At 60.2% G+C, this 26,143-nt stretch carries 23 protein-coding genes and 1 pseudogene; 16 read left to right on the top strand and 8 right to left on the bottom strand.

Annotated elements, in window-relative coordinates; genetic code table 11:
• Positions 1–326: 326 nt before the first annotated feature.
• The 3 genes from QRN53_RS12885 to QRN53_RS12875 form a co-directional block, all read right to left on the bottom strand.
• Positions 327–599, bottom strand: coding sequence for a hypothetical protein (locus QRN53_RS12885; RefSeq protein ID WP_285244235.1), 273 nt, complete (start codon positions 597–599; stop codon positions 327–329).
• Positions 600–818: 219 nt separating this feature from the next.
• Complete coding sequence (gene dprA / locus QRN53_RS12880) at positions 819–1,727, bottom strand: DNA-processing protein DprA (RefSeq protein ID WP_285244234.1); 909 nt, start codon at positions 1,725–1,727, stop codon at positions 819–821.
• Positions 1,728–2,107: 380 nt separating this feature from the next.
• On the bottom strand, positions 2,108–2,704 hold the full coding sequence (locus tag QRN53_RS12875) for a recombinase family protein (protein WP_285244233.1): 597 nt from the start codon (positions 2,702–2,704) through the stop codon (positions 2,108–2,110).
• Between the two features lie 360 nt (positions 2,705–3,064).
• Between QRN53_RS12875 and QRN53_RS12870 the strand changes: the two genes are divergently transcribed.
• The 3 genes from QRN53_RS12870 (at position 3,065) to QRN53_RS12860 (ending at position 6,080) form a co-directional block, all read left to right on the top strand.
• Complete coding sequence (locus QRN53_RS12870) at positions 3,065–3,421, top strand: helix-turn-helix domain-containing protein (RefSeq protein ID WP_285244232.1); 357 nt, start codon at positions 3,065–3,067, stop codon at positions 3,419–3,421.
• Between the two features lie 1,306 nt (positions 3,422–4,727).
• On the top strand, positions 4,728–5,216 hold the full coding sequence (locus QRN53_RS12865) for a hypothetical protein (RefSeq protein WP_285244231.1): 489 nt from the start codon (positions 4,728–4,730) through the stop codon (positions 5,214–5,216).
• Positions 5,217–5,447: 231 nt separating this feature from the next.
• Positions 5,448–6,080 carry a hypothetical protein gene (locus QRN53_RS12860; protein ID WP_285244230.1) on the top strand — a complete coding sequence of 211 codons (633 nt, stop codon included), beginning with the start codon at positions 5,448–5,450 and terminating at the stop codon, positions 6,078–6,080.
• 246 nt (positions 6,081–6,326) lie between these two features.
• Here the strand turns inward: QRN53_RS12860 and QRN53_RS12855 are convergent, their stop codons facing one another.
• Entirely contained in the window at positions 6,327–7,739 is a 1,413-nt protein-coding gene (locus QRN53_RS12855) for a ThiF family adenylyltransferase (protein WP_285244229.1), read from the bottom strand.
• Between the two features lie 199 nt (positions 7,740–7,938).
• Between QRN53_RS12855 and QRN53_RS12850 the strand changes: the two genes are divergently transcribed.
• Positions 7,939–8,172: a hypothetical protein gene (locus tag QRN53_RS12850; RefSeq protein ID WP_285244228.1), complete on the top strand. Its 234-nt coding sequence runs from the start codon at positions 7,939–7,941 to the stop codon at positions 8,170–8,172.
• A 363-nt stretch (positions 8,173–8,535) separates the two neighbouring features.
• Here the strand turns inward: QRN53_RS12850 and QRN53_RS12845 are convergent.
• Positions 8,536–9,733 (bottom strand): annotated as a pseudogene (locus QRN53_RS12845) (IS110 family RNA-guided transposase).
• Between the two features lie 492 nt (positions 9,734–10,225).
• Here QRN53_RS12845 and QRN53_RS12840 point away from each other — a divergent pair.
• The 10 genes from QRN53_RS12840 (at position 10,226) to QRN53_RS12795 (ending at position 19,926) form a co-directional block, all read left to right on the top strand.
• Positions 10,226–11,566, top strand: coding sequence for an IS110 family RNA-guided transposase (locus QRN53_RS12840; protein WP_285244227.1), 1,341 nt, complete (start codon positions 10,226–10,228; stop codon positions 11,564–11,566).
• A 49-nt stretch (positions 11,567–11,615) separates the two neighbouring features.
• On the top strand, positions 11,616–12,200 hold the full coding sequence (locus tag QRN53_RS12835; RefSeq protein WP_285244226.1) for a hypothetical protein: 585 nt from the start codon (positions 11,616–11,618) through the stop codon (positions 12,198–12,200).
• A gap of 102 nt (positions 12,201–12,302) precedes the next feature.
• Positions 12,303–12,638 (top strand): hypothetical protein, encoded by a 336-nt coding sequence (locus tag QRN53_RS12830; RefSeq protein WP_285244225.1) that lies wholly within the window; start codon positions 12,303–12,305, stop codon positions 12,636–12,638.
• A 269-nt stretch (positions 12,639–12,907) separates the two neighbouring features.
• Positions 12,908–13,276, top strand: a complete 369-nt coding sequence (locus QRN53_RS12825) for a CobD/CbiB family protein (RefSeq protein ID WP_285244224.1) — start codon at positions 12,908–12,910, stop codon at positions 13,274–13,276.
• 599 nt (positions 13,277–13,875) lie between these two features.
• Positions 13,876–14,208, top strand: a complete 333-nt coding sequence (locus QRN53_RS12820) for a hypothetical protein (protein WP_285244223.1) — start codon at positions 13,876–13,878, stop codon at positions 14,206–14,208.
• Positions 14,189–14,518, top strand: coding sequence for a hypothetical protein (locus QRN53_RS12815; RefSeq protein ID WP_285244222.1), 330 nt, complete (start codon positions 14,189–14,191; stop codon positions 14,516–14,518). Before QRN53_RS12820 ends, QRN53_RS12815 begins: the two co-directional genes overlap by 20 nt.
• A gap of 271 nt (positions 14,519–14,789) precedes the next feature.
• On the top strand, positions 14,790–16,922 hold the full coding sequence (locus QRN53_RS12810) for an Eco57I restriction-modification methylase domain-containing protein (protein ID WP_285244221.1): 2,133 nt from the start codon (positions 14,790–14,792) through the stop codon (positions 16,920–16,922).
• On the top strand, positions 16,919–18,517 hold the full coding sequence (locus QRN53_RS12805) for a hypothetical protein (protein WP_285244220.1): 1,599 nt from the start codon (positions 16,919–16,921) through the stop codon (positions 18,515–18,517). The genes QRN53_RS12810 and QRN53_RS12805 overlap by 4 nt, the downstream gene beginning before the upstream one ends.
• 70 nt (positions 18,518–18,587) lie before the next feature.
• Positions 18,588–19,403: a hypothetical protein gene (locus tag QRN53_RS12800; RefSeq protein ID WP_285244219.1), complete on the top strand. Its 816-nt coding sequence runs from the start codon at positions 18,588–18,590 to the stop codon at positions 19,401–19,403.
• The gene (locus tag QRN53_RS12795) at positions 19,396–19,926 is read left to right on the top strand and encodes a type II toxin-antitoxin system VapC family toxin (protein WP_285244218.1); all 531 of its coding nucleotides are present in this window, start codon (positions 19,396–19,398) and stop codon (positions 19,924–19,926) included. The genes QRN53_RS12800 and QRN53_RS12795 overlap by 8 nt, the downstream gene beginning before the upstream one ends.
• Positions 19,927–20,187: 261 nt before the next feature.
• Here QRN53_RS12795 and QRN53_RS12790 read toward each other — a convergent pair whose 3' ends face one another.
• Complete coding sequence (locus QRN53_RS12790; protein WP_285244217.1) at positions 20,188–20,625, bottom strand: GNAT family N-acetyltransferase; 438 nt, start codon at positions 20,623–20,625, stop codon at positions 20,188–20,190.
• A 145-nt stretch (positions 20,626–20,770) separates the two neighbouring features.
• A complete protein-coding gene (locus QRN53_RS12785) occupies positions 20,771–21,400 on the bottom strand; it encodes a recombinase family protein (protein WP_350224170.1) in 630 nt (209 codons plus the stop codon).
• Positions 21,401–22,390: 990 nt separating this feature from the next.
• Between QRN53_RS12785 and QRN53_RS12780 the strand changes: the two genes are divergently transcribed.
• Positions 22,391–23,332: a ParA family protein gene (locus QRN53_RS12780; protein ID WP_285244216.1), complete on the top strand. Its 942-nt coding sequence runs from the start codon at positions 22,391–22,393 to the stop codon at positions 23,330–23,332.
• A complete protein-coding gene (locus QRN53_RS12775; RefSeq protein WP_285244215.1) occupies positions 23,329–24,081 on the top strand; it encodes a hypothetical protein in 753 nt (250 codons plus the stop codon). Before QRN53_RS12780 ends, QRN53_RS12775 begins: the two co-directional genes overlap by 4 nt.
• Before the next feature lie 179 nt (positions 24,082–24,260).
• Here QRN53_RS12775 and QRN53_RS12770 read toward each other — a convergent pair whose 3' ends face one another.
• Positions 24,261–26,102, bottom strand: coding sequence for a MarR family transcriptional regulator (locus QRN53_RS12770; protein ID WP_502934843.1), 1,842 nt, complete (start codon positions 26,100–26,102; stop codon positions 24,261–24,263).
• Positions 26,103–26,143: the final 41 nt, after the last annotated feature.

Here is a 26,143-nt window from a genome sequence, read left to right as displayed (position 1 = left end):
GGCAAGGGGCGGGAAATTCCCGGAGGAAATCAGCGACGAAGGAGCGCCGCAGGGACATTTCCTGCACCGCAGGCCCCGACGAAGGAGGGGCTAGACGGGCCGGAGCGGACACAATCCGTCAGGACAGCAGCCAAAACGTCGTAGACAAGCCAGTCCAGGGGGTCCGGAGCTCTGCGACGGCGCGCCCTGGACCCACAGCCGGCCGCGCCAGCGGACGCCCGATCCTTGCGAGCCCTGCGAGCTTGCATCAAGCAGGAAGGACCGGCACAAACGTGCCGGTCCTTCTCACTCCTTGGCGCAGGCGTGTGGGGTCTGGTGCGAGGTACCTAGCCTTGGAAGATGACGGCCAGGACGACCCCGGCGACACCGACGGCCGCGCCAACGCCGATCAGCAGCCGGGCACCCCATTGTTTGGTGATCAGCATGGCTGCGCCCAGCATGACCATACCCACCCCGATGACGGTCAAGGACAAGCTCGAATGGAACTGCGCAACAAAGGCGGCCAGGAAGAGGACCAGCACACCGACCCAGCCGAGGAGCTGCGCCTTTCTTTTGTTCGCCGTCTCGGCCGAGTTGTCCGCATTCTTTCCGGTTGCCATGTACCTCAGGCTCATCTCGTGGTTCTTCTTCCCTTGTTGTCTTGTGCATCGTAACGGCAGGCACTGACACCCTGCCCGGCGGATCGCCGCCGACGTCATCTGTGCGGCGTGGTGTTGGGGCGTTTTGGCGGTCCGCCCAGGAACCGTGCACGTGGCATGCACCTTGGGCGAACCGCCCGCGGTGACCGGCCCCAGGCACGGGACCGGGCACCTTCGCGGTTAGCTGGCGAGCAGTTCGGTGAGCTCGGCCGCATCGGACACCAGCACCGCTCCGCCTTCTCTCAGCAGCCGGTGGCATCCAGCGGAGTTGGCGCTGTGGACACTTCCCGGGACGGCGGCGACGTGCCGGGCGATGTTCTCGGCGTGGTGGGCGGTGTTCAGCGCGCCTGACCGCCACCGAGCTTCCACCACGCAGGTTACCCCGGCGAGGGCGGCGATGATGCGGTTTCTCTGCAGAAACCTGTACCGGGTCGGGGCGGAACCCGGCGGGAGCTCCGAGAGCGTCAATCCGTTACCGCGGATCGCGGCCGCGAGATCAGCGTTACCTGACGGATAGTCCCGGTCCAGTCCCCCGGCCAGCACCGCGAGGGTAGCCGGTCCCGCTCCCCGGCTCCCGGCCAGAGCAGCCCGGTGCGCGTGCGCGTCAATGCCGTAGGCAAGGCCTGAGATCACGCAGATTCCTCGTTGGGCCACCCCGTACGCCATGTCCCCGGTAACGGAAGCGCCGTAGCTCGTCGCGTCCCGGGATCCGGTCAGGACCACACACTTCGACGGTGCCGGGATGCCCATGTCGATGTTGCCCCGATACCAAAGCCCGTACGGGGCGTCGGGCAGGTCATCCAGACCCTCCGGCCAGTGCTCGTCTCCGGGGATCAGGAACCCGCCGCCCAGGCGTTCGATCGTGGCCAGGTCCTTCTCCGGGTCGAGCTCGGGAACCCGTGGGGCCCAGCGCTTCAACGCGGCGGCCAGCTCCTCGGGTGTCACGTCCGGGAGTGTGTGGACGGGTTGCGCGCCGGTGGCGAGCCTCAGCGCGGCGTACGCGCCGAGCCTGCCGACGAGGGCAAGGCCGACGCGATCGCCGGGATCGAAGAGGCGGGTCAGGGCTGCGCGTGCGATGCGGTCATTCATGGTTTTTTCTCGTCCTTTGCTGAGGATCCGGTGGGTGGGGCGGTCTTGGTGACCGGCCAGCTTCCCCTCTCCCCCGGGTGTTTTTTGCCTGCTGGCGGAGCATCGCGTAGCTGTGCCCGACGGAGCCGGGGCAACCCGAAGGGCAAGCAGCGGATGGGTTGTGGGAGGAAATAAGCGAAGCGCCGACACAAACCATCGGCTGCGCAGCCGTCCGCAGGGCGGTTGAGCCGGTGGAGCGGGCACGTACGATCCGAAGGACAGCAGCAAAAAACAGAAAAACGCTTCTACAGCCCGAGCGAAGCGAGGTCCATGCAGTAGACCCGGGCGCTGATAGAGGGTTGCCGGACACCGGAGTCTCGAGGCAGCGTGCGGTTTCCGGGCTAGGTTGCAGTGCTTTCGCGTGCGGCGCGGGCTTGCTGATGACGGTAGAGCGTTGCGCGGCTCCAGCCAACAAGCCGAGCGGCATCTTCGGCGGTGCGTCCCTTGGCGCGGGCGTCCTGGGCGATCGCGAGTTTGTCCGCGATGACGGCGGGATCGGACAGCGGCCGGCCGAACCGTGTGCCGTTTTGACGGGCGGCAGCGATGCCGGCATTGACCCGTTCGACGATGAGCTCGCGTTCATACTCGGCAAGGGTTGCGAGCATGTTCAACATCAGCCGGCCGGTCGAGGTTGCCGGGTCGATGCCATCGGCAATGGACCGGACCTGGACACCGCGGCCGCGCAGGAGGGCCACCGTGTTCAGTACGTCAATCAGTGACCGCCCCAGCCGGTCGACTCGCCACACAACAACGGTGTCGCCTTCCTCGGCGTACTCGAGGAGCTTCTTCATACCGGGCCGCTCGATCGCGGTCTTACTGCCGGAGGTCACGTCGGTAAAGACGTCACGTTTCTGCACACCAGCGGCAACCAGCGCATCCAGCTGGAGCCGGGCGTCCTGTCCTGAAGTACTGACGCGGGTGTAACTCAGTAGCCTCACAAAGCAATTCTGACTTGAAAAGCCCCAAGCGTGGCCGCAGCGAGACGAATTGTAGTGAGACGGCTTTACGAGACGCGGGCAGGGCAGTGTTTCCAACGACTTGCCTGACGCCAGACGAGGCCAATGGACTGTCTCGAAAAGCTGTCCCTTTCCGAGACGAGCCGAGATGCTTTACACAGGACTCGCGTAGGTTACTGGGCCTCCTTCGAGACTCGGCGACTTTGATGAAGCTCACCACGGACCAAACCGAAAGCAGAGATGAGAGCGGCTGCCACGGCTACCCGGGATTCAGCATCCATGGATGAGTCTGCACTTCTACGTCTGCTAGTTATTCTGAGCAACACTTGCTATTCTTTACAAATGGACACTGATCTCGGCAAGTATCTTCGTGCTGCTCGAAAAGCAGTAGGGTACACACTTCGACGGGTTGAAGAGCTGTCCGGGGGGGTCGTCAAAAACGGCTACCTGAGCCAAATTGAGAGCGGCTTGATCAAAGTTCCTTCTACGAAGATTCTTTTTGAGTTGGCTCGTGTGTATGGGGTTGAATATTCGGAGATTCTTCGAATTGCAGGCCTCCCATCGGATTCAGGTCTAGTTCCGCCCGAATCCCACGTCACAAGGATCGCTGGCGTTCCAGCAAGCGCACTCAACGACCTCACTGAACAGGAGACGAAACAAGTCATGGACTTTCTCGCCTTTCTGAAGTCACAGCGTTAGCATGACAGTCCGCGACCATTGGGTTGCAAGCTGTGGTCCCTAGAATGTCAGACCACACTTGTATCCTTCCATCAACAGGAGGAGCGAGTATGTCCACGCAATCAATCGCTCGGCCGGGCCTGACAGTCCAGACAACCCTTGCCGAGTTACTTAATTTTGAACAGTCCCGCGACGTCGTCGTCGAGTGGGAGAGGCGTATGCGCGATATCAAGGAGTCAGAGCGAAACGCCGAAAACGAGGAAGCAAGCGTCCGTATCCATTGATTTGCACTCTCTATAAAAATAGAACACAAGGAGCGAACTGAATGTCGCTGGCGTTCGACCAATGGAGCCCCGACGACGACCCTGGTGAAGTGGTCGACGTCGGGGCTCCAGCCGGATGGGATGCCATCCGATCCAACTACACGGCGCCGTCGACGCCTTCCTTGCCGCTAGAACGCATAATCGAGATCGCCGAAGCTCACGGAGTGCAGTCGGTTGTCGTTGAGAAGCGATACATTGATAGCGACTGGCGCAGCGAACACTCTAATTTCTACGGATCCACGTTTCGCCGCTATCCCTCCGTCTGTCACCGACTGCACTTCTTTGCTGCTCAGGTTCCACCGGACTTCGGTGATCTAAACGATCACAAGGAGGCATACCGCGGGTATTCGGTAATGCGCCCCCTGCCAGGAACTCCAGTGGGACGAACCATGATCCAGGCTCCGCCCGAACTTAAGGCAGCTTCGGTTGCAGGAGTACCAGAAAGGGTAAACCTCTTTGGTTTCGAGCTGACGGTCACGGCCATGCCCTTCATCAGTCAGGACGCGCAGTACCTGCGGTGCGCCCACGCCTCGATTTGGATGGTTTTGCGCCATGCGAGTTTGCGACACGGGCTGCCGAAGCGAACACCCAGCGAGGTACGAGATGCTGCGACTGGTGGTGTAGTGGTGGGACGACAAATGCCCTCCGACGGGTTGTCTCCATCGCAGATGCTCAACGCGCTCGATCGTCTTGGACTCCCGACTGGAATGCTAGAGCCGGCGAATGATTCGGGACCGAACGTACGTCCGGCAGCTGGGAGCACAAGTTTGTACGGGGTCTTGTGCCGTTACGTGAACTCGGATCTACCGCCCATAGTCGTCTCTAACTCGCATGCATGGGTTGTCGTGGCTTGGGACCGCACTCCAAGTCGTGGACACGGCCGACTGACGCTTTGGCGCCACGACGACGCACGCGGCCCTTACATCCCTGTCGATGATCCGTGGAACGAGCCCGATGAGGCACACCGGCCGTGGAAGTTTATCCTGACGCCTCTCATGCCGCGGATGAACATCGATGCTGAGCGCGCTGAGGCGACTGGTGCAGCTTGGTTGGAGATCGCGACCAAACAGTGGTCTTTAGCCCCGGATGGAACGGCTGGCCGTGCTGCCCAGGCGATGGCTGTAGACGAGATGGCTTACCAGACCTATGCCGTAGCCTCGAATGACTACAAGAAGCGGCTGCCCCTTCGTGGTCTCGACCCGGACCTGATGCTGCTTTATCGGACCACCCATATGCCGAAATATATTTGGGTCATTGAAGCGATCGACCGCACTGCTAGGAGAAACTCCCAACCCAGTGTTCTCGGGGAGATCATTTTGGACGCAACCCACGCGTCGCCGGAGCGGCTCGCTCTTACAGGCGTTCTGTGTGCACACGTGGAATCTATGGCCATAAGTCAGGCGTTCGACCACGAGACTGTTCGGCAGGTTAAGCTTGCCTCCATCGCTCCATACCTCAGCGATCGGGATGCACGCTCAACCACTGGCGAATAATTCCAGAGGTTCTTCCTCCATGTGCCAAGTTATTTGGCTCATCGGTGCGGAGTCCGTGGGTTAAGCGGCGCATCAACTTTTGGCGTGGTGTCCTTCAAATGAAGGGGCTCGTAGCCCCGCGAGCATAGGTGTTGTCGAGACATCTATTGCTGAGGACTACGAGCCTTGTTACAGATTGCGCAGACGTGCGAGGCCGCGTCGATTCTGTTTAATTTTTTGGAGGGCCATGTTGTGCTCTCTGCCGAGCGTTCCGGCGACACCCGCACTGTGCTGGTCGAGCCCGTCGAACGGGAAGGCGCCTGCCCGAACTGCGGCGTCCTGTCTTCCCGGATCCAGGCCCGCCCGGTCCAGCGCGTCCGAGACATCCAGGGCGGCGGTGCACCGCGGAAGTCCATGTCAGGGAAGCGGCGGCTGGCGTGCTCGGAATCGGAGTGTCCGAGGCGGTCCTTCGTGCAGACCACTGACGAGATTCCGCTGCGTTCACGCCTGACCAGCAGGCAGGTGGCCGGCATCGTCACCGGGCTGTCCACCAAGCTCCGTGCCGTCCCCCGGGTCGCTGCGGCCGCCGGCGTTTCCTGGACGACCGTCATGCGCGTCACTGCCGACGTCGCAGTCCTGTGGGGAGGCGTGGACCGACGACTCGTCCGCCGTCTGGGCGTTGATGAACACGGCTTCCGGTCGGTCCGGTTTCTCAAAGATGATGCCGGCAAGATCACCAGGGTCGAGCCCTGGTCGATCGTGTTCACCGGCTTGGATAACGGGGCGATCCTGGACATTGTGGACGGCCGCCGCGGTCAGGCGGTCCGGGACTGTATCCGTGCCCGGCCGAGGCGGTGGCGGATCAGGCCGTCCTCGTGGTCCTGAATTACTTTGACATACGCACCCAAGGCGGCAATTACCGTGGACCACTGGCATGTGCTGACCTGGCGAACCAAATGGTCACCGAAGTCCGTCGGCGCCGCGCCCACGACCTGCACGGCAGGCGCGGCCGGGCCACAGATCCGCCTGGAAGTACCGGAAACCGCTGACCTGGTTACCGTTGTACACCCCGGCCCAACAAGCCTGCTGAACACCTGCCGCCACGCAAAAGTGGAAGAGCCGGTTAAGCCTTCAACGTTCTGCTCGCGATAGTTCAGCGGAAACATGCCTGTGAACTGTCGGGCGTCCTCCGCCGTCCGCTGCTGCAGTCATTCCCTGGTAGAGGCAGCCCGGCTCGCACCCCCTGGTGTCCAGGTCCACGGTGCCACTAGCGAAGTGGAACGTCTGCGCACCGATATCGCCAACTCCAGCTGGTGCGACGATCATCCGCAAGGCGGCAAGAACCTGCTGTGCAGACACCGCCGCCGAAAATGCAAACACATTCTCATTCCGCTTCAGCGGACTATCGTCGGGCAGCTGATCAATATAACTGGGGTCAGCGAGCAGCCCGTCCCGGTCTGCTTGGACCAGTCCGGGATCAAATTGCCCCAAGCACTCCAGGCACCGGCGCCCCGGAGCAGCCACGTGCGCCCGCCACTCGGCACCTCGCATCATATTTCGTCCTGGGCTCACGAGAACGCCACCATCTATGACTGGAATCAGGTGCGCGTAGGCGAGGGCGTTCAGTGCCGCGCGGCCGGCCGGCCGGTCAACGCACGAGAAGATTAAGTCACAATCCTTAAGCAACTCGATGCCGCGGGCCTCGATTGCGCTGGCTTCACTCCATGCTGCGTTGAAGTTCGGATGCGTGGCATGCATCTTAGCTGCTGCCGCTGCTACCTCGGCTTTTGGCGCCGCACCATTGGCGTGCTCCACCGTCGCATTGAGGATCCGATCGAGGTTATGGTTCTCAACGGAATCGTAATCAAGAATCACAAGATCCCCGAAACCCGTACGGGCGAGTGCCTCAACTATCTGGGACCCAACACTCCCTGCCCCTACGACACCGACGCGCAGGGATCCGATGGTCTGCTGAACACCGGTCCCCCACGAATCAATCGTGCGGCGTTGATACCGCTGTGAATACCTCTCGGGGCCCTTGGGCATTGAGACCTCTAGGCGATCTCCAATCACACGGACTTTGTCCGCCCACTGCGGCTCCCATCGGCGTTCTTCCGCGCGTCGCCAGATCCGCGCACTGTACTCTTTGCTGCCGCCGGCCAGTGTTAGGCCAACCAGCGGGTGGCCGGTAAGCGCGAGAGCCTGAGCTGCGTGTCCTGCCTCTGCATTGAAGTCATCGCTACTCAATTTCGGCCAGCTACGAGCTCCGGGATGGGAGTGTATCAGTGCAATTCCGCCGCCGATATCGGCAGCAACGTTACACGCCCGTAGAAAGTACTGAGACTGAAAGGAAACGTTTCCGTGCACCTGGCGGTCCCCGGATAGAGGAAGAACGAGGTCGGTGAGGATCGCAGTCTCACGGCCAGCGCCAACAGAGGGCTTCCAGACGACGAACGTCAGATCCTCGTCACCGTCATCACGGGTGAGATGCGTCAGAAGCGCCGTGTGGATGCCGGCCGTGAATGCTGCGCTAAAACTACGCATCAGTCACCTGCGCAAAGACGCTTCGAACATGCCTGACCCATGCCTTGACTGACCGGTCAGCTGGCCAAGCCTGCACGGGCCTGCTCCAATAAACCCAATCTGAGCCGAGAGGCGATGCGTGAACTGCACCCGCCGGATGCGTGGTGGCAGGGCTGACATGCGGCCCGGGAGGTGGCGTGTCAGGGAAGTCCACTGGAACTTGAGCCGCGATTCGTCGGCTCTCACCCGCGTGCTTTCCAGCATGGATTGGCAACTCGAAAAAAAGCCAGCCTTCTTCTACCCGAACTTCCGCCAGCCCGAGAGCTTCGGCCTGGCGAGCAAACTCTTCCGGCCCGGTCATGAGGTCGGGGTGGGGCCGGTGGAGAGGCTGATGAAGACCTGGTTGTTGTGGACCCGAATGATTTCGTCGCCTGCACCCTGGTACGAATTCTGATGCCGACCTTGCACTTCAACAAGATAATGGCTCGATGGATCAAGGCCCACGAGACAAAGAATTTCGTTAGGAGTGATCTCGCTGTTCGGGAGGAGAGTATCCTCTCCGTCGATTTTTACCTCAACTTGCTTCTGGGGCCGTGTGTTGGGGCTTAGCCCCTCTAGTGAAGTTTTCATCATGTCTCCTCGTCCACTGTTAGCCATATTTTGGCTCTGCTCATAATTCTAAGCATTGCTCAGGATGACTGTCAACCAGCTGGTCCGCGGTTGTCCTTCCACACGCACGTGGGGTGGTGTCATTTTGGACCAGAAGCGGAACAAAACGCCCCCCCGATAGGGTCTTCATTTCACCAAGACTGGCGGCTTAGCTCGCTACAGATACCGGCACTGGGGAGTAAGGGGCACCATCCCTGAGCATGGCCCAGAGGACATTGAGCCGCCGTCGGGCAAGCGACAGCATTGCTTGGATGTGGGATTTCCCTTCCGCACGTTTTCGGTCGTAATAGCCACGCGAAGCGGGGCATGACTTCAGTGCCGAGAGGCCGGAAAGGTAGAAGACGCGGAGGAGCCGGCGGTCGTAACGTCTGGGCCGGTGGTGATTGCCGCTGATTCTCCCTGAGTCCCGGGGTGCAGGGGCCAGTCCGACAACGCCCGCGAATCGGTCGGCGGACTGGAAGACGGTGAGGTCGCCGCCGGTGGCACCGAGGAATTCGGCGGCGAGGACGGGTCCGAATCCGGGCATGCTCAACAGCACCTCGGTGTACTTGTGCTCCGCGACTTTCTCACGGATCATCGCATCGAGTTCGGCCAGTTCCTCGTTCAAGGTGAGGATTTCCCGGGCGAGTGCGGCGACGATCCCCTCCCCCATGTGCTGGGCAGGAACCGTCGTGTGCTGGGATTTCGCAGCCTCAAAAGCTGCCACGGCGACTGCCGCCGAGGAACGGGCGCCGCGCTTCTTCAGCCAAGCGTGGATCCTGGCCTGACCGGTGCGGCGGATCCCGTCCGGCGTGCGGTGCTTGGTCAGCAGCAGTAGGGCGGCTTTGGAGCGGCTGTAGTCGAAGGCCCGTTCCAGTGCGGGAAAGTATTCCAGCAGTTGGGCCTGGAGACGGTTGATCGCCCTTACCCTGTCCGCGGACTTATCGGCACGCCTGGCGGTCAGGAGCCGCAGGCCGGTGCTGATCTCATCCCCTGCACGTAACGGTTGCAGGTCAGTTCGCATCCGGGCCTGATCGGCGATAACGGCAGCGTCTTTGGCATCTGTCTTGCCGTCGCCGCTGTAAATCTTGGAGGCATGGTGCACTGTCCGGCCGGGGATGTAGAGGATCTTCTGACCGTGACCGACGAGCAGGGCTATCAACAGCGCCGGTCCACCATGGTTTAGATCGGTCGCCCACACCACCTCGTCACCGTCCGCTAGCTCGAGCACGCCAGCGAGGAGTTGGAACAGGGCGGGTTCGTCGTTGGGGACTCGTTGGGAAAGCAGCCGGCTTCCGTCGGCGTCAATCACAACGCAGTGATGATGGGCTTTGCCCGGCGTCGATACCGGCCCATAGTTGCACCAAGAACAGCCTCCAGTCTGTCGAATTGGGTAAGGGCCCAGCAGATAACCGCGCCGTCGTGTCCTTATCCGGCGATCATGTCGCGTCTCTCAATCAGCGGTCGGGTCATCGCGGGGTGGCGGGCGGCCAATCCTTCGAAGCCGTCACAAAAATGCCCGGCACAGCAACCAAAGCCATACCCTCCTCCCCTGGGTAGCCACGACCCTACAACGGCCGAGGAACTGAACCCTGTAACAACATAAGGACAGCAGCCAAAAACGGTAATACTGGAACAGTCCTTGAGCCGGCGTGACCCAGCCAAAAATTGACGTACCAGGCGGCACTGTCTTCCCGACGATCTGTCCGCCGGCTCAAGGTCCGCTAAAAGGGGTGTCGAGCCAGGCGGACATGACCTCATAGGAGCCTGATACGACCAGTCCCATTACCGTTTTGTCTGCCCACCTGGCCCGCGCCCGATCAATCAGCACTCGACGCGACTGAGGGGCAAATTCCATCTTGGCAAGCGAACCAACGAAAGTAATCGCGGGTATCGACACCCACGCCGACACACACCACGTAGCCGTCATCAACGAACACGGTAAACCCCTCGCGGACAAGGAGTTCCTGACCGTGGGATCCGGATACCGGAAAATCATCGACTTCATCACCTCCTACGGCACAGTGATAGCCGTTGGTGTCGAAGGAACCGGATCCTATGGCGCCGAACTCGCCCGAACCCTTCGGGGTGAAGGGCTTAGCGTTTTGGAGGTGAACCGCCCGAACCGGGCCGCCCGCCGGCTCAAGGGGAAGTCAGACCCGCTGGATGCCTACCAGGCCGCCAAGTCGGTGCTCGAGGGGCGGACGAAGGCGATCCCGAAGGACAAAGACGGCCCCGTGGAATGCCTCCGGATCCTACGTTCCGGGCGCGCCTCAGCGATCAAGGCCCGCACCGCGGCCATCAACCAAATCAAGGCGCTCCTCGTATCGGCCCCGGAGAAAGTCCGGGCGAAATACCGGGCATTAGCCACCTCCGCGCTGATTACTGCCCTGCAACGCACGAGACCTTCCGGACATATGGCTGACCCCGAGTACGTCACGCTTATGACGCTCAAGGCGTTGGCAACACGCTGCCAAGCACTGGGAACGGAAATCGAGGCTGCGGATGCAGCGCTCAAGGAAATTCTCGACAGCTACGCTCCGATGCTCTGTGACCTCCCCGGAGTCGGAACCGAAGTAGCCAGCCAATTGTTGATCACCTTCGGGGACAACCCGGACCGTCTCGGAAACGAAGCCCAGTTCGCTTCGCTCGTCGGGGTCGCCGCGGTACCAGCCTCATCAGGCAAGACAACCCGCCACCGACTCAGCAGGGGCGGCGACCGCAACGCCAACAACGCCCTGCACCAGGTAGTCCTGGTCCGCATGGGCTCGTGCCAGCGGACCAAGGATTACGTGGCTAAACGCACGTCCGAAGGCAAGAGTAAACGCGAAGTCATGCGCTGCCTCAAACGCTACGCAGCCAGGGAAATCTACCGCCAGATCATCAACCCCCGGCCGGCACCAGACAACTCCGACCTCCGCCGCATACGGACCGAACTCGGCCTCACCATCACCACCGTTGCCGGCGAACTCGGTCAATGGGTATCTATCATTTCGCGCTTGGAACGCGGGCACATCCGTAACGACGGCCTCGCTATGACCTACCGACAATGGCTGACTGAGCGAGCCGCAGGTCCGCTAAAACCCAGTCGAATTGATGAGCCGAACGTCACCTCCGCGCCGAGACTGCAAAAAACATCAACGGTTCCTTTCCCTAGGTTGATTGCGAGTCGCCCCGTTCATGCCAAGATGAGCCTGTGATCAACCAGTTGGCTATCGAGGGCGGCAACATCAGTCATCGGGGGCCGCGATGAATGGGCAGGAACGTTATTCGCGGCGCTTCCCTCGAATCAGGATCACAGTTCTCGAGCTCTTTTTCCTGCTCACGGCGGTCATTTTTGCTGCCATGAATCCCACGCCCGGTCAGCTTATGATCTCCGGGGTGCAGCTTGCCGTGGTCGGAATCGCAGTGGCCGTCACCAACCTGAGGAAAGAACCGGCACTCCCCGAAGTATTTCTTGAGGAGGAGCACTTCGACGGCGGTGGGACCATACCCGTGAAAGCCGAAGCCGTATCCAAGTCGTGGGGAAACCAACCCGTGGTCTTTAGGGTCTCGCCGCAGTTGCGGATGCTGGTGCTGAGCCCGACGGCGGAAGCTTTGGAGTTCAGCCTGGCGTATGGCCTGGGACGGTTCGTTGGGCCCTGGATTCTTAAGCGGGAGGACGTAGTAGAGATCCAATGTGTGCGGACATGGTTAGCTCCCTACCAAGGTGTCAGAGCTATACCTGTCGTTGGTCGCCCATGGACATTCGTAACACGCGAACCCGCCACCGTGCTCGCGTGCTTGGAGGAACTTGGCTACCCGAAGGCCACCGATGCATTCAGTCTGTTCTGAGCCGTGAATAGAATCCTGATCTATGTCTTTTGTGCCTTTATTGGCCAAGCTGGGGCTTACTGGGGACGGTACAGGAATCCCGCTCTGAAGAGGGGGTCACGGATGGACAGAATCCTTGGCGTGATCAACGCCTTCTGCAACGCGGGCCTTTGTCTTCTGGCAATGATTCTTCCCCTGACCACCGATTTAGTCGGAATACCCGCGCTGGCCTTCATCGCGGCAGCCCTCTTTTTATCGTCGCTATTCCTATACCGCGTCAAGGTCACGGACCTGCGGACCAGGCTCGCCAGCAATAACGGACGCAGGGCCCTCCCTGCAGATGCCCAAGCCAAAACGAGATGGCCCTATACGCTCGTCTACGTTCTCGGATACGCCTTCATGGCCACCTACATCGCAACCATCAACGGGACCGTCCCCCTGGAAATATCTCGTCGGTAGCGGGGACCAGCTCCACACTTCGGTTGATCCCACGTCGCAGGCAGCACGTCCAAACCTTTGGCTCGAATCAGCCACTCAGTGGGTCCGCGATAGCCGTCCAGCCAGACGAAAACCAGTTGACAGAATCACCCACTCCTCCCGAAATTCAATTTGACGGCTATAGGAGCATCGTCGTAGACACACAGGGTGAAAGCTCCCAATCCCGGGGCGGGCGGCCACAGCATGAACCTGGGCAAGCAAGAGCGACGGATCCTGATAGGAAGGACACTGTGACTTCACCCGATGATGAGCTCTACGACATCCACAACCGGCCGGCCAACTGGGAACTGAGGGTGAACATGGCCCTCGGGTTGACCTTTTACGTTGCCCTTGCGGGTATAGCGCCGCTCTTCCTCCTTCACTGGCTTGGGGTGCGTCAGTGGGCCCTGATCGGAATTCCCCTGGCCGGTGCACTGACCGCAGTTTGCTTAGCTCTGCGGAGCCTTAAGCGCCGCGGCATCAAGGCCAAGGCCCTCTACGCGGCCCGTGGAGGAAACCCGGACGGAACGAGCGACATCCTCTTCGGCCAAATGAATTACAGCATCGAGCCGGACGGCCGATGGAAGTGGCCAGAGCAGACCTACAGCGACGCCTCCTAGGCGAGAGCCGATGACAGACAATCGGCGGGCGGCGCCTGACCCTGAGTTTCGTTCAGATGTACCGATCGGGGACGCCGACGTCGAAGATCGCGGCCTGGGCCGGCGTCGCGGAAACAACCGTCCGGTATCACCTGCAAATCGCGGCCAAACAGGACCCACGCCTCCAGGATGAGCGCAAGGCGGCCTTGGCACCGCCGCCGGAACCGCGCACAACCGAGGTGGGGCTGCGGAACCTTGCCGAGGTCCTGGCCTTTCACGATGCCCAGGGGCGGCTGCCGGTCGCTCACGGGAAGACGGCGCGGGAGCGCGCGTTACGGAGAATAACCCAGCCACATGTAAGGGACAAACAAGCATTTACAGGCCTAAGCGCAGCGAAGGACCGGTTCCTGGATGCAGCGCAGCGGAAACCAGGGCTCTTGCCCCGGGTTATGCCCATTGGCGGGCAGGTGGAGCCCTCCGCACAGCTCAAAGCTGTCCCCACTGGGTTATAGCCCTGGTCCTCGTTGTCGTACCCCTCCCCCATGATGGGAGTCGGCGGCCAGCACCATGGCCGCCGTTCTTTGGCGTGTCTATTCGAATATATGTTCTAAGGTTGTGGTATGTCCTCCGAAGAGTTCGCGGCCGCGCTGCAGGCGCAGTACGCGCGGCGGCCCGGCCCAATCGGACTGACCGTGGAAGAGCTCGATTTCGAGCACTTCCCGGTCAAGAACGGGTATCCGGGGATCCCGGTGAAGGCGTGGATCAGGTTCCCGAACTGCGCGGAGCTGGTGGACGGCGAAGTGTTTGCCTGGACAGCGAAGGCAGCGGAAGTGACGTGGAAGGACGGGCCGGTCACGTACCGGACTTGGGTGTGGAGTTCGGCGGTGACCCGCCGGGAGGAAATGATGAACAGGAATTTGGGAGAGCGGACCCGTGGCAAGAACAGCAAGTGAAACACCCTTGGATGCGCCGGTGCAGGTCCGGTTTACCGCGAAGGGAATTCCCCTGGCGGTCAGGTATGAAGGCCGGATCTGGGCCGTGGCCGCGGACCCGGTGCGCTGGTTCACCCGGGCGGACTGGTGGAACACCGCCAAGCGGGCAGCGTTCGGCTGCGGGGACCTGGTCACCGTCGAACACTGGCAGGTCCAGGTCAGATTGACCTCGACGTCGGCGCTGCGCACATTCGAGCTGCGCCGCGACCCACTATCGGAGCAGTGGCTGCTGGGTGCCATCACGGACGCGGGGGCTGCGGCCGCCGCCTAAGCCCGACAGGGCCGGCGGCGGTAGCGTGGCGCCATGACAGAGGAGGAGCCCCAGCCTGCATCCGCCCGTGTCGTTGGCCCTGGCTAAGGCCTTGATTCGATCCCGGCTGAGGCCGCGCTGCTTACCGTCCTTCTGCACTGGCCCCGCCAACACGTCGCTGACAGTTGCGCAAGTGGCAGCTGCCGGACCGCTGCCTTGTAACCTGAAGGCACGGTTATCTGCCCATAGGCGGCAAAGTCATTTAGGACGTTGTTTGCCCTCTGCGGGAGGAGTGCACCGCTCACGCGATGAAATTGAAGGGGAAACATTGGCCGCAAAGGTAGCTTCGTCCATCACTGACGAGAGGACGATGGCGGCATGGATTCTCCCTCCTACGGCAATCCGCGCGGCTGCACGTCAGCAGGGTGATGAGAAGCCAGCACGGATCCTGTCGGCTGAAATTGAAGAGCATGTCCGTGATCCCGATTCCGGAAGTACGCTGCGCTGTGACGTCACGCTTAGGGGCAAGAAGACCGCTGTTGTCGCGATTGAGATGAAGCGGCCTGAAGTAGCAGATGTGCGGGACCCAGTCATGACGGTAGACGCTCATAAGAAGGCTGCCAGTCGCGGTTTGGTTTGGTATGGCACGTGCAACTTCAAGGAAATCGCGTTGTGGTCGACTCATGACGGCCCCCGGCCGACCTCTCCGCTCTTCGTACACCCCTTGGTTACAGACCTGACTCACTCTTCCAAGGCGACGTTGAAGAAAAACCGCGACGCTCTCGGCTCGCAATGGATGACCTTCATCGACCGAGTTGAATTGCTTCTAGATGAGGTTGAGGCCAACCAGCTGGAAAGGGAACGGAGCGCCCCTCCGCAGGTTTCGGATCTACGCGATGCTGTCCATGAGGCTGCTCAGGAGGCTGCGGTTCGCATTGCTGAGGCGGTCCAGCATGATCAGTCTTTTCACGATCAAATCGTAGAGATCCTTTCTGATCAGTTTGGTGTGAGTGTGAAGCTTGATCCCACGAAGCCAGAACAGTTAGAAGATGACTCGCTTCAAGTGGCGGAAATTGCTTGCTTTGTGGTTGCCACACGGCTGATGGTTTACACCGCCCTGCGCGCTTCCGGGCTCAGGGATGGACGGTTCAAGTTGGACGCGCTGGATGTTCCCGCAAGAGCAACAGACCCCGCGCGGGTTGCCCAGACTCTCCAAGGCTTCTACGACCACGCCCGCTATCACACCGGCGATTTCGAGGTGCAATTCACCCCTGGTCCCTTGGACGATGTGGCCTTCGTACCGTCCGCTTCGCAAGCGGCCAGCGACGTTGGTAGGCGCTGGGACAGCCTGATTCGCCTTATTTCTGATTCCGACTGGAGCGGCCCTGCAGAATATGTGCCTGGACTCTACGAGTCCCTTCTCGACGAAGAACACCGCCACGCTACCGGGGTCCACTACACCCCTGAACCCGTAGCCGAGATTGCCGCTGCTTACGCGATCGAACGCGGCAATGACGTTGTTATGGATCCTGCCGCGGGCGCTGGAACCTTTGTGAGCATGTGCGTCGATCGAAAGACACTGCTTGGGTCTAGTCATGAGCAGGCTCTGTCCGAGACGTACGCAGTTGAACTGGCTGAATTCGCGGCTTCCCTCACGGGATTGAATTTGGTGCTGGCTAACAGCAAAGCAGATACCGCCTACCCACGGGTGGTCGTATCAGACTTCTTCAAGCTGGCACCCGGCGGCGCAACCCAGCTCGTGCTACCTGAAACGGGGAAGGTCTTCATGCCGACCCAAATTGATGCCGTCGTCGGGAATCCCCCCTATATTCGGTTCGAAAACATAAGCCAGGACGAGCGACGGCACATTCACGAACTTCTTTCAAAGGTGCATGCGGAAGACAAGATCGCCTTTCCTAACTTCACGGGGAAGGCTGATCTGTGGGCGTTCTTCGTAGCTCGGGCTACCCAGTACCTACGGCCAGGTGGACGACTAGCCTTTGTCTTGTCTTGGTCACTACTCAGCTCAAATTATGGCGATGCGGTACTGAGCTTTCTTGGCAGATACTTCCAGATCGACGCAATTATTGACTCCAAAATTGAGCGGTTCTTCGCCGCCAAACAGAACACGCTCCTTCTCCTGGCTAGGAAAGTTGATGATCCGGGAACCGTTGCGAACGAGCCCAACCCACATATAGACCCGGAGCATCAAATTAGGTTTGTCCGCTTGAAGCGGCCGGTAGCTGAACTGGTTGATTCCACGCTGCCTCGCGGCCAAAGGGCTGAAGATTTGATAGACGAGATTTTCAAGTCGGGGGGTAATGCGTCCGATGCTGACGATGTTCGTTGGGACATCAATCTCATACGGCAAAGCGAGCTGGTGGAAAGGTCTGATTCGATGACTATCGAGGACTTCGAGCAGTGAGTACGGTTGATTTTTCTACTATGGGAGCAAAGAGTGCGTTTGGCGGCTCACTGCTCAACAGCTGGTCCGCAGCCCTCGTGGAGTCGCCAAATATCCGCCGCATCCGCTTAGAGGCGAAAGACATGCTCGTCCCTCTGGGCGAGATCGCCCCTCCCTACAGCGGCATACCCACCCGAGCAGTTAAGTTTTTCTGCGTAACTGAGATCTCGGATGAAGAAGCACTTTTGCAGGCGCAGCTGAGGACCAGTAGGGATCGTCAACGCGTGGCATTGGTAGAAGACGGGGGCGGGGCCCGTCACCTGCTAGAGCGTACTTCGCTGCAAAAACTCATTCGCAACCCGAAAAAGGTTGAGGCCCGCCTTGTGATAACTGCGGACGATGATCTCCCATCTCGTTTGTTCTCTGTCACAGACAGCATTGAAGAGCTGTCGAGCAACAGGCTGCGGCACACGCTCAAGTACATCGAGTACGGCGAAAGCACGGACTTTAAAGCCAGCGGCCGTCGCGCCGGTGGTGCCATTTCCGGTCGCGCTCAGGCATCGTCCCGCAAGAACTGGTACGCCGTCCCTAGCCAGCCCGCTCCTCCCGGACGCATCGTGTGGGTTAAAGGCCGGGGTCAGGTCCATTACGTGACCGAGATTCCGGAAGGCGTTCAAGTACCTGACAACTTCCTCGTTTCGCGCCCTCCGTCGGGCCTTACCAATCCCCGCGCGTTAGCCGCTATCGCTAATTTATCCTGGACTCATTTGATGGTTGAACAGTTCGGGCGCCGGGCCGGCGGGGACGGCGTGCTCCAGACTTATATCCGTGAGCTGATGATGCTTCCGATTCTGAATCCCCTGGTGCTTAGTGGGGATGAGACCAAAGATTTGGTGGCAGCGTTTGATGAGATTTCGGGACGCCCTGCTATGTCGGTCACCCAGGAACTGCAGGAGGTCAACCGGCAAAACTTTGACAGGCTCGGTTTGCAGCTGATGTTGCGGCGAGATGATGTCACGGAGGTGCTTCAGGACGTGCACCAAGCATTGATCGCTCTCGCAGAAGAACGAATAGTAAAGGCGTCCGAGGGAAGGAAAGTCCAAGAGGCCTCTCGGGCACGGCAGGCTTTCGATGCCGCTCCAGTTGCCGAATCTGTCCTTCGCTTTTGTTCCCGTCCACCGAGTCTTATCGACGCCGGCTTGGACATCCCTGAAGGAACTCTGGACTCGACAATCGTCACCGTCCCTGAACACGGACCGGTCAAAGAGTTGGCGACGCCCTACGACCTTTTGGATGACTCTTCGGTCCTGATCAACAAACGCATAAGGGTTGAGACCCCGTCGCACATCCATGCGACTCTAGTTCGGGCACATCTTGCGGTTAGTCCTGATTTTGCTGGCACGCTTATTCTTCCTGCCTCCGAGGAAGATGCCTTGGAGCTTTTCAACACGTGGGATGGCAAGTTCAAAACTTGGCAAGCCGGTGTTAAAAAGCGGGTTGGAGACCTTGTCGGCCTTAGTAAGCGCATGACACGCACTCCCGTCGTCGCAAATAGTTTCGACACCGTCGCCGGACTTGCCCCAGGGACCACACTGTCCCTGACATCGGAATGGTGAAGATAGGGCGTCACTGCTTGTCAAGTGCCGCCTGCACTGCTGACCGCTCATCATCCATTAGCTTTAAACCATGACTACGACCGGGCTGGAGGTGCGCCTCCGTGAAGGCCGGGAGAAAGCCGCCGTTCACCGGTTCACGAAAACTTTAGACGATGTTGTTCTCTCCCTGCGCGAGATCGACCGACTTTACCTTCACCGGGGTGCACGCCCTACTTGGGTTATCGAATCTCTCCACCACCAGGCAAATGACGCAGTCATACGGCTCGAACCGCGAAGTTCCTCACGAAGGCGTGACCTGTCGGACATGCTCCGCCCCATTGACGCATTCGTGGAAGGCATCAACAGCCTTGGCGAACGAGCGGAGATCCCTAAGCTGTACAGTCCCGAAACGGTTGAACGCATCAAACGCATCGCAACATCAGGCAACGAATTCAGCCAAATATCGATGGCGTCCTACAACGGCAAGATAAATACGACCGCTGTGCTCTCATCCACAGTCCGAGAAAACGCCGCTGATGCAGTGAAAGGCAAAGACACGGCGCACGGATCCCTGTCCGGCGTCCTTGACACCGTGGGCGCCACCCCACGCCGCAACATCCTGCGCGTCCGCCTATTCGACAGGCAAACCCAACGCGCCGTCTCGGGTAATGCGGCGCCGGCATTATCTGAAGCTCTCCGAGAGCACTGGAATCACCGAGTACTGGTCGGTGGCTTGGTAACACGCAACGCCCAAGGGCAAGCAATACGCATCGAAATCACAGAAATCGAACGCCTTCCGGAGGACGACAGCGGAATGCCTTCACCCCACGAGCTCCTGGGCATTGCCCCCGATTGGCTGGACGGAATCACAGTGGACGATTACATGCGAGGTATCCGGGGTGCCTAAGAGCAATCGAATAACCCTACCGGTGCCGCTCATCTATGTGGACGCGTGCGTCTACTTAGACCTAATTACTCGAAACGAGGACCTTGACCAGGTAAGCGGCGAACCCAGATGGAAAGCGGCTTTGTCCGTATTCGAAGCTGCCAAAAATGGTCAGGTCCGTCTCGCTGCATCCCCTCTGTTGGAAGCCGAAGTCCTGTGCAACGGCGTTGCGCGGAAGAACACCGACCGCGTTCGGAATCTGCTCCGGGGCTGGTTCCAGGCGGAGTCAACCGCGTGGACGGAAATCGATCGGTTCCTCGCGCGAGATGCCCTCAGAATGGTCAAAGATTTTGGACACCTCCGCTTCAACAGTTCGAAGCAGCTGCGCTCCGCCGATGCCCTGCATTTGGCCGCTGCCGTACGCCTGGGGTGTGACTACTTCTTCAGCCACGACGGCGGATTCCCTCTGAACCACACAGTTGAGGATGTCCAAATCCGAACGCCCCGCATCGTCTGGCAGGAATCTCTATTCGACGCGTCCTAGTACGAGCATCCGACCCAGATATAAGACCGCTATCAAGGCCAGGCGTCCCAATCAGCTGATAGGGACTCGGACGGTTAGCTCTGCTTGCGAGTGCCTGCCTCGGATGAGGCGTTTGTGGCGCGCCCCGTTTCGATAGCATTGCGACGCAGCAACCACGGGCGGCGGCGCGCCGTCTTTAGTACGACGGGGGCGTCTGGAATTGACTTCTTGGCACTCTGGTCACGGAAGAGCTTGGTTGCTCCCACGAACACTGCGCTTCCTTCACGGTTCAAACGGCGGACGCTGGATGACCCAAGCCCGGTAGCCTAGACCTCGTTGGATACCCAGATCGCTACCCCGATAATTGCTGAGGCTGACTTTTCGAATTTTTGCACCTATTGATTTAGCGAGCTTTTCGTTCAGCGAGCGTGCCGCAACATTGTCGTCCTGCGTGGCAAGCGCGATATCACGCCGAGGCTCCCGTTGAACCGCTGCGGCGAGCAGTGCCAGCCCCACTCCTCGTCCCTGCACATCCGGAGCAACCGCGACTACCTGCACAAACAGCGGATCAGAATCCTGAACTCCCGGTGATGAAACACAGAAACCGACGTGAACATTATCGATTTCGGCCATCAGTACCAGGCACTCAACAATCGTCGAGAGGTTTTCTTCAATGGATCGGACGGATATGGGAGAACATACGAATTGCAGGTCCTTCATTCGGCGGCCATCGAGCGGAACCGGGGAAGCCTCCCGGATCGAAACCGCAGACGATGAAATAGCCTGCACTCGGGTAGCCCACCTGAGGAACTCTGGGTCACGGCTGAGGCCAAGGGGTGGTTCTAACCCGTCGTAATCGTTAGCGTTATGCAGCTGCATCTGCGACTTCCAGCACGTCATTGCGGCTGAGAGCACGGGTCAGCGAAGAAACACTGACACTGAGTATCTGCGCTGTCTCCTTCAGAGTCTTTCCCTGGCTGCGCAGTTGCCTAGCGGCCTCCGTCTTGGCTGGGGTCATGGTTCGAGGGCGGCCGCCAAGACGGCCTCGGGCTTTTGCCGCCGCCAAGCCGGCCTTTGTCCGTTCAGACAACCGGGACCGTTCGTACTCGGCCAGCGAGGCGAACATGTCGAAGATGAGCTTTCCATGGGCGCTGGTGGTGTCGAGCCACGGTTCGGCGAGAGAACGGAACCCTATCCCCCGCTGTCCCAGTACGGTCACAATGTCGGCCAAATCGGAGGTACTTCGGCCCAACCTGGTTAGATCAGCAACGGTCAGGACATTCCCCGGCTGCAGGTAATCCAGGCATTCCCTCCAACGCGTCCTTGCTTGGGTGGCCCCTGAGGCGTACTCCTGAAACACCCGCACGGCCCCGGCGGCGACGAGCGCATCCACCTGGGAATCCAAGGACTGCCCGCGGGTACTTACCCTCGCATACCCAATTACGTTGCCAGGCACGTCAAAAATCCTCCAAAACAGGTTTTGACCAGCTTTCATTTCGAAAACCAGTTTTGACCAACAATATGAGTACTTCTTCGGCTTTTTCCGGAGCCATGCCGAAGGTAAGTCAGAAACGGTCGCGGTGTCCTCCCCTGCACATACGCACGCTCACGAGCCACTTCGGCCCCTGGCTATCGGGCTGCAGGAGCCTCCGCGATCAATCCCGCAGAATGACGAGGTGACCACCAACTGGATCAGTCGCTTTGCCAACGGAGCCCTGTTCTGAAGACAAAAAGGTGTCACTAGGGAAAGTACGCCGCTTACCGATCAAAGCGAAGCGTCAGTTGACACGTTCGTGAGTGGAACTTCGACTAGCAAGTAATTGCCACTCAGGATACCGAATGTGGATGGTTGCGGCCTGCTTCTCCGGCTAAGCAGCCGGATTAGCACAAGCGGGTTAATTGGGCCTCTCCCCTGCCCGTCACGGCCTCCTCTGCATAAGCCACCAGCGGGGGGCTACGCAAGGCTTATCCGTATTCCTGTTGGTATCTCGTGCGAAGCTCGTCTCTCGACTAGCATCTTTCATGCCATAAGCTATGCCATACGCCCTATGGGACGCCACACGGTCACGGCAGCTTGGTCTACCGCAGGTCCTCTTGTGGTTGACATTGCATGCATATCTACGTAAATACACGCCTTTGCTCTCGTAGAGAACCACGCTTTTCACGACATGTGCATTCCCGTAGCTCTTCCCGTTGCTACAAACATTGACCCAACCACGATTCGGACTGCCTCAAGCGACACGATATGCCGAATTCTAAATTGAGCCTGATTTACCATGTGGCCTCCCATGGGCTTTGTCACTCGGGCACACGTAGACACCCGCGCCAGACATTCAGCCGCATGCATGACATGGCCTCCCATGGATGGACCCACACGACAAATTGTGGTGTCTCATATGCGTGTCAATGCCATCCTTCCCGGAGGAGTGCACCTAGCGTGGAATGCAGACAATATGCCCCCACCAAGTAGGAGAGTTACCGGTCGATGGCACGATCTCTGCAAACCCCCGTACCGCCGAAACCCCAGGCAACGCGCGCCATTGACCGTGTGGTCTCCCTGGCGAACGGCAAGGGTGGAGTGGGCAAGACCACAACAGCAGCCAACGTTGGCGGGTATGTGGCCCTGGCTGGCTCCCGCGTGCTACTGATCGACCTTGACCCCCAGGGCGACCTGGCTCGCGACCTCGGATATGAGCGCCAGACGGGCAGGGAATTTTTTCAGGCCCTCATCACCGGCACGACGCCGATGATCCTGCGTGACGTGCGGGACAACCTGGACGTCATTCCTGGTGGTCAGGATTTGGAAGACATCCAGGGCCTTATGGTGTCCCGCTCCAGCCGCTCCGACGCCGGCGACTTCGGTGACATGCTTTACGCCGCCCTGGCCCCGTTGGCAGACGATTACGACTTGATCCTGATCGATACCCCCCCGGGGGAGCGGATTCTCGTGGAGGGTGCCTTTGCCATCTCCAGCGCCGTCGTCATTCCTACCCGCTCCGATGATGCGAGTATCGACGGAGTCGAACGCATCGCCCGCCGCTTCATGGCGGTCCGCGACCGGAACCCATCGCTGCAATTGGCGGGGATCGTCCTCTTCGGCGTTGGACCGCGCTCCCTTCGCTTGGAACGCAGCGTGCGAGAAACTCTGGAAGAGATGCTCGGCACCGTCGCCCCGGTCTTCGAAACCCGCATCAGGAACCTAGAGAGCGCAAGCGCCGACGCCCGTCGCAAGGGCCTGCTCTTCCACGAACTCGAAGGTGCCGTTACCGACGCTCAGAAGAACCGCCTGAAGGCGCTCCGAGCGGGGGAGAAGCCAGCAGACGGCTTCTTTTCACGCAATGCCAGCGGACTGGCTGAAGAGTACGAGCAGTTGACCGGCGAGATCCTCGCCCGACTGAACGAGATCGAAAGTGGGAACCAGGCATGAGCGGCCGGCAGAGTCTTGCCGGGGCATTCGCACCTGTAGCGCCTGCCCGTGGCGCAGCACTGCAAGGGTTGCTGGCTCCAAAGCGGGGGAGGGGCACACCTACCCCGGAACCCACTCTCAAAGAAACCCCGGAGGTGCCGGCCCGGGAACTTGTACAGGCGCCGCCAGAAGCAGCACCCGAGCCCGATGATACGCAGGCGCCTACTGAACAGCCAGGGCCAGATATTCCGCCCGCTGAACAGGCAACTGTTGAGGAGGCGCCCCTTGAGGGAACAGGGGAGCGCGAGGACTCCAAGCCCCCCTCAGTCAAGACGCCGAAGGCCAACAAACCGCAGCAGCCTGCTTCCAAGAAGGCGACTAGTGCGGCCAAGGCTTCTGAGCTGGTCCCCGGGGCTCTGCGCAACGTCGGCGTTTACCTGCCGCCGGCACTCCTGGCACAGGTCAAAGATGCCGTCTACCAGCAGCGGACCACATATGCTGACCTGTTGATTGATGCCTTCGAAGCCGTCGACGACAAACAAATCGCCGATGAGTTCACCCCAATGACCACGTTAACCAACTCCGGCATGCCTAGGCGCGCACCACGGAAACGAGGAGAAGCCGGCATTCAGATCCAACTACGCCTCGACGGACTTCAGGTTGCGTGGCTGGATGAGAAAGTCACTGAGTTTGACGCACCCTCGCGCAGCGCGCTGGTCTCGACCGTCTTCAAGCTTCATATCCAAGCGGAACAAAAAGTGGGGGAGTGATCCCGCCTTCCCAAACTAGGAAGTGCCTTCCCATAGTACTTATGGCATGCCTTATGGCATGACGTAAATAACCCACGGTTCGTCCCGAGGTACACGTAAGACAGCTACTTCAGCTGCACGCCGTAAAGAACTGCATACGGCCACATGGACTTGCCGCTGACCGACTTTGACTCTGGCCTTCACCCCGCTCTGTTGAAAGCCATATCGGACAGCGACCATTCATCAGGGGGCCCCTCAAAGAGTTCCCAAGGATAGTCATCATCGGGGGAGAGCAGCTGCGGAACACAGTCGACGTTCCTTGCGAGCCATTCCCGCCAGATAATCCTGTCGTTGCGATACCGATGCAACTGGAGGGCCACAGCTTCGAACACCCCGAACTGTTCGGCGAGCAGCCTTAGCGAGGTGCCAGTGACGATCGACCAAGCCCGGCTTGCACCTCGGGAGACCAAGTTCCAGGCGGCAAGAACCTCCAGGGCTTCATGCACGGCGGACCGGGACAACCGGGTGACGCGCACGATGTCGGCTGTCACCATGAAGGGAGAGTGTTCCAGAGCTTCGTAGACGAACGCGGCCGGCAGCCCCAGTTCCCGGAACACCGGGCGGAGGGCATGGATTTTCCCTTTCCGCCAGGAGGCGTCCTCGGCTGCTGTCTTCAGCTCTTCGGGAATGGTCAGCATGTATAGATCGCCCTTAGTTCCACGGGCTTCTTCAACGAGGGTAATCAGGGGATCCTTTTCGCCACGTAGTTCCCTCAGGTGCAGGCCGACTGTGGTGTGGTCGAGGCCTGTGGCGACCGCGATGGACCGGACGCCGAATTCGATAAACCGGGAAGCTGTCATGTGTGCTGCCTCCCCTAACGCCCTAAGCACCATCCGTCGTGCCATTCCTGTCCGGGATTCCTGGTAGTTCACCTCCCTGATGCGCAGCGCATTTCGCCAGCTTCGGATGAACCGATGCTCTGCATCGGGGTTAGAAGTTGAAGAAATCCCTTTTACCCCTGCCGCCTGTGTATCTGGCTGGCTTGTGGGGGATCTGCGGACACTGTCCTTCGGGTCGGTTTTTGCGGGGTTTTTTCTCAAGTGGCTAAGGGCTTTCATCCAGTCCCGGCGCAGGGCCGGGAGCCTGTGACGGGCCCTGTACCGGGCGTAGAAGGATGCCAGACCAGGCCAGGTTCCCTGGAGCATGCGGCGCTCCACGTCAACGAGCTCGAGGCCGGCGGCTGCGGCGCCGACGATGACTGCCTGGCGAGCGTCCGAGTCTGAGGCGTACCGGTTGGTGTCGTACATGCCGGTCTGGGCGAGGACCTGCATAGCCCGGGACATGCGGCCCACGGGGTGGTCCACGACGGGTGCAGAGGAGGTTGCCGGGGTGAAGGTCTCTTCCTGGCGGAGTGCCCTGACGGCTTTGATCTCTGCGGAAAGATCCTGGGTCATAGCGGTCCAGACCGCTGCGCTGTTGGGCCGACGGGCGATGTCGTAGGCCATGGACAGGCTCATCGCCAGTTCCTGGTGGCCGCCTCGCTTGTGCGGTGAGCCGGGGGTTCGCATGCAGCCGTGGAGCAGGTTCTGGTGCGGGGTCTTGTCCAGGGTCCGGTACCGGGTGCCCAGCGCCTCGACAAGATCACGCGCCTCGGAGAAGGTGACCCGCTGCGCCAGCGGGACGTAGACGTGGCGGCCGCCGTTGGGGGAGTAGTCCTCAATCCACCGGGCCCCGACCGAGTGCAGCCAGGTCTGGACCGCGCGGACGTCGGCCTGGACCCAGTCCGTACCTGCTACCGAGGAGTCGAAGTCGAGGAAGATCGCCGCGCAGGTGCCGTCCTTGCCAAAAATTCTCACGGCCGCGGGCAAAGAGGGGAGCGTTTCGGTTAGGTTCCGTTCGTGTCGTTGCGGGTAGGTCTTGCCCCCATCCCGCGACAACCGTACGCGCGGCTGACCGGCCAGCAGTGGTGTTAGTGCTGTCCAAAGGGTGGCTGGGTCATCCTGCTGTCCTGACACGCCAGAAGTGGGGTGTAATGGCAGCACGGAGACGTGCTGATGTACGATGTCAGTAATCCTTTCGGGGA

Source organism: Pseudarthrobacter sp. fls2-241-R2A-127 (genome assembly GCF_030209355.1).
In the GTDB taxonomy this organism is placed as follows: Bacteria; Actinomycetota; Actinomycetes; order Actinomycetales; family Micrococcaceae; genus Arthrobacter.
Note: the sequence above shows the minus strand (reverse complement) of the source record. Positions and strands in the feature narration are given on the sequence as shown.

Coding starts and splice junctions, on each gene's coding strand:
- QRN53_RS12780 (WP_285244216.1), top strand. CDS start 22,391: ATGGCACGATCTCTGCAAACCCCCGTACCGCCGAAACCCCAGGCAACG.
- QRN53_RS12865 (WP_285244231.1), top strand. CDS start 4,728: ATGAACATCGATGCTGAGCGCGCTGAGGCGACTGGTGCAGCTTGGTTG.
- dprA (WP_285244234.1), bottom strand. CDS start 1,727: ATGAATGACCGCATCGCACGCGCAGCCCTGACCCGCCTCTTCGATCCC.
- QRN53_RS12785 (WP_350224170.1), bottom strand. CDS start 21,400: ATGAAAGCTGGTCAAAACCTGTTTTGGAGGATTTTTGACGTGCCTGGC.
- QRN53_RS12800 (WP_285244219.1), top strand. CDS start 18,588: ATGACTACGACCGGGCTGGAGGTGCGCCTCCGTGAAGGCCGGGAGAAA.
- QRN53_RS12835 (WP_285244226.1), top strand. CDS start 11,616: ATGAATGGGCAGGAACGTTATTCGCGGCGCTTCCCTCGAATCAGGATC.
- QRN53_RS12855 (WP_285244229.1), bottom strand. CDS start 7,739: ATGCGTAGTTTTAGCGCAGCATTCACGGCCGGCATCCACACGGCGCTT.
- QRN53_RS12830 (WP_285244225.1), top strand. CDS start 12,303: ATGGACAGAATCCTTGGCGTGATCAACGCCTTCTGCAACGCGGGCCTT.
- QRN53_RS12790 (WP_285244217.1), bottom strand. CDS start 20,625: ATGAAGGACCTGCAATTCGTATGTTCTCCCATATCCGTCCGATCCATT.
- QRN53_RS12820 (WP_285244223.1), top strand. CDS start 13,876: ATGTCCTCCGAAGAGTTCGCGGCCGCGCTGCAGGCGCAGTACGCGCGG.
- QRN53_RS12885 (WP_285244235.1), bottom strand. CDS start 599: ATGGCAACCGGAAAGAATGCGGACAACTCGGCCGAGACGGCGAACAAA.
- QRN53_RS12870 (WP_285244232.1), top strand. CDS start 3,065: ATGGACACTGATCTCGGCAAGTATCTTCGTGCTGCTCGAAAAGCAGTA.
- QRN53_RS12775 (WP_285244215.1), top strand. CDS start 23,329: ATGAGCGGCCGGCAGAGTCTTGCCGGGGCATTCGCACCTGTAGCGCCT.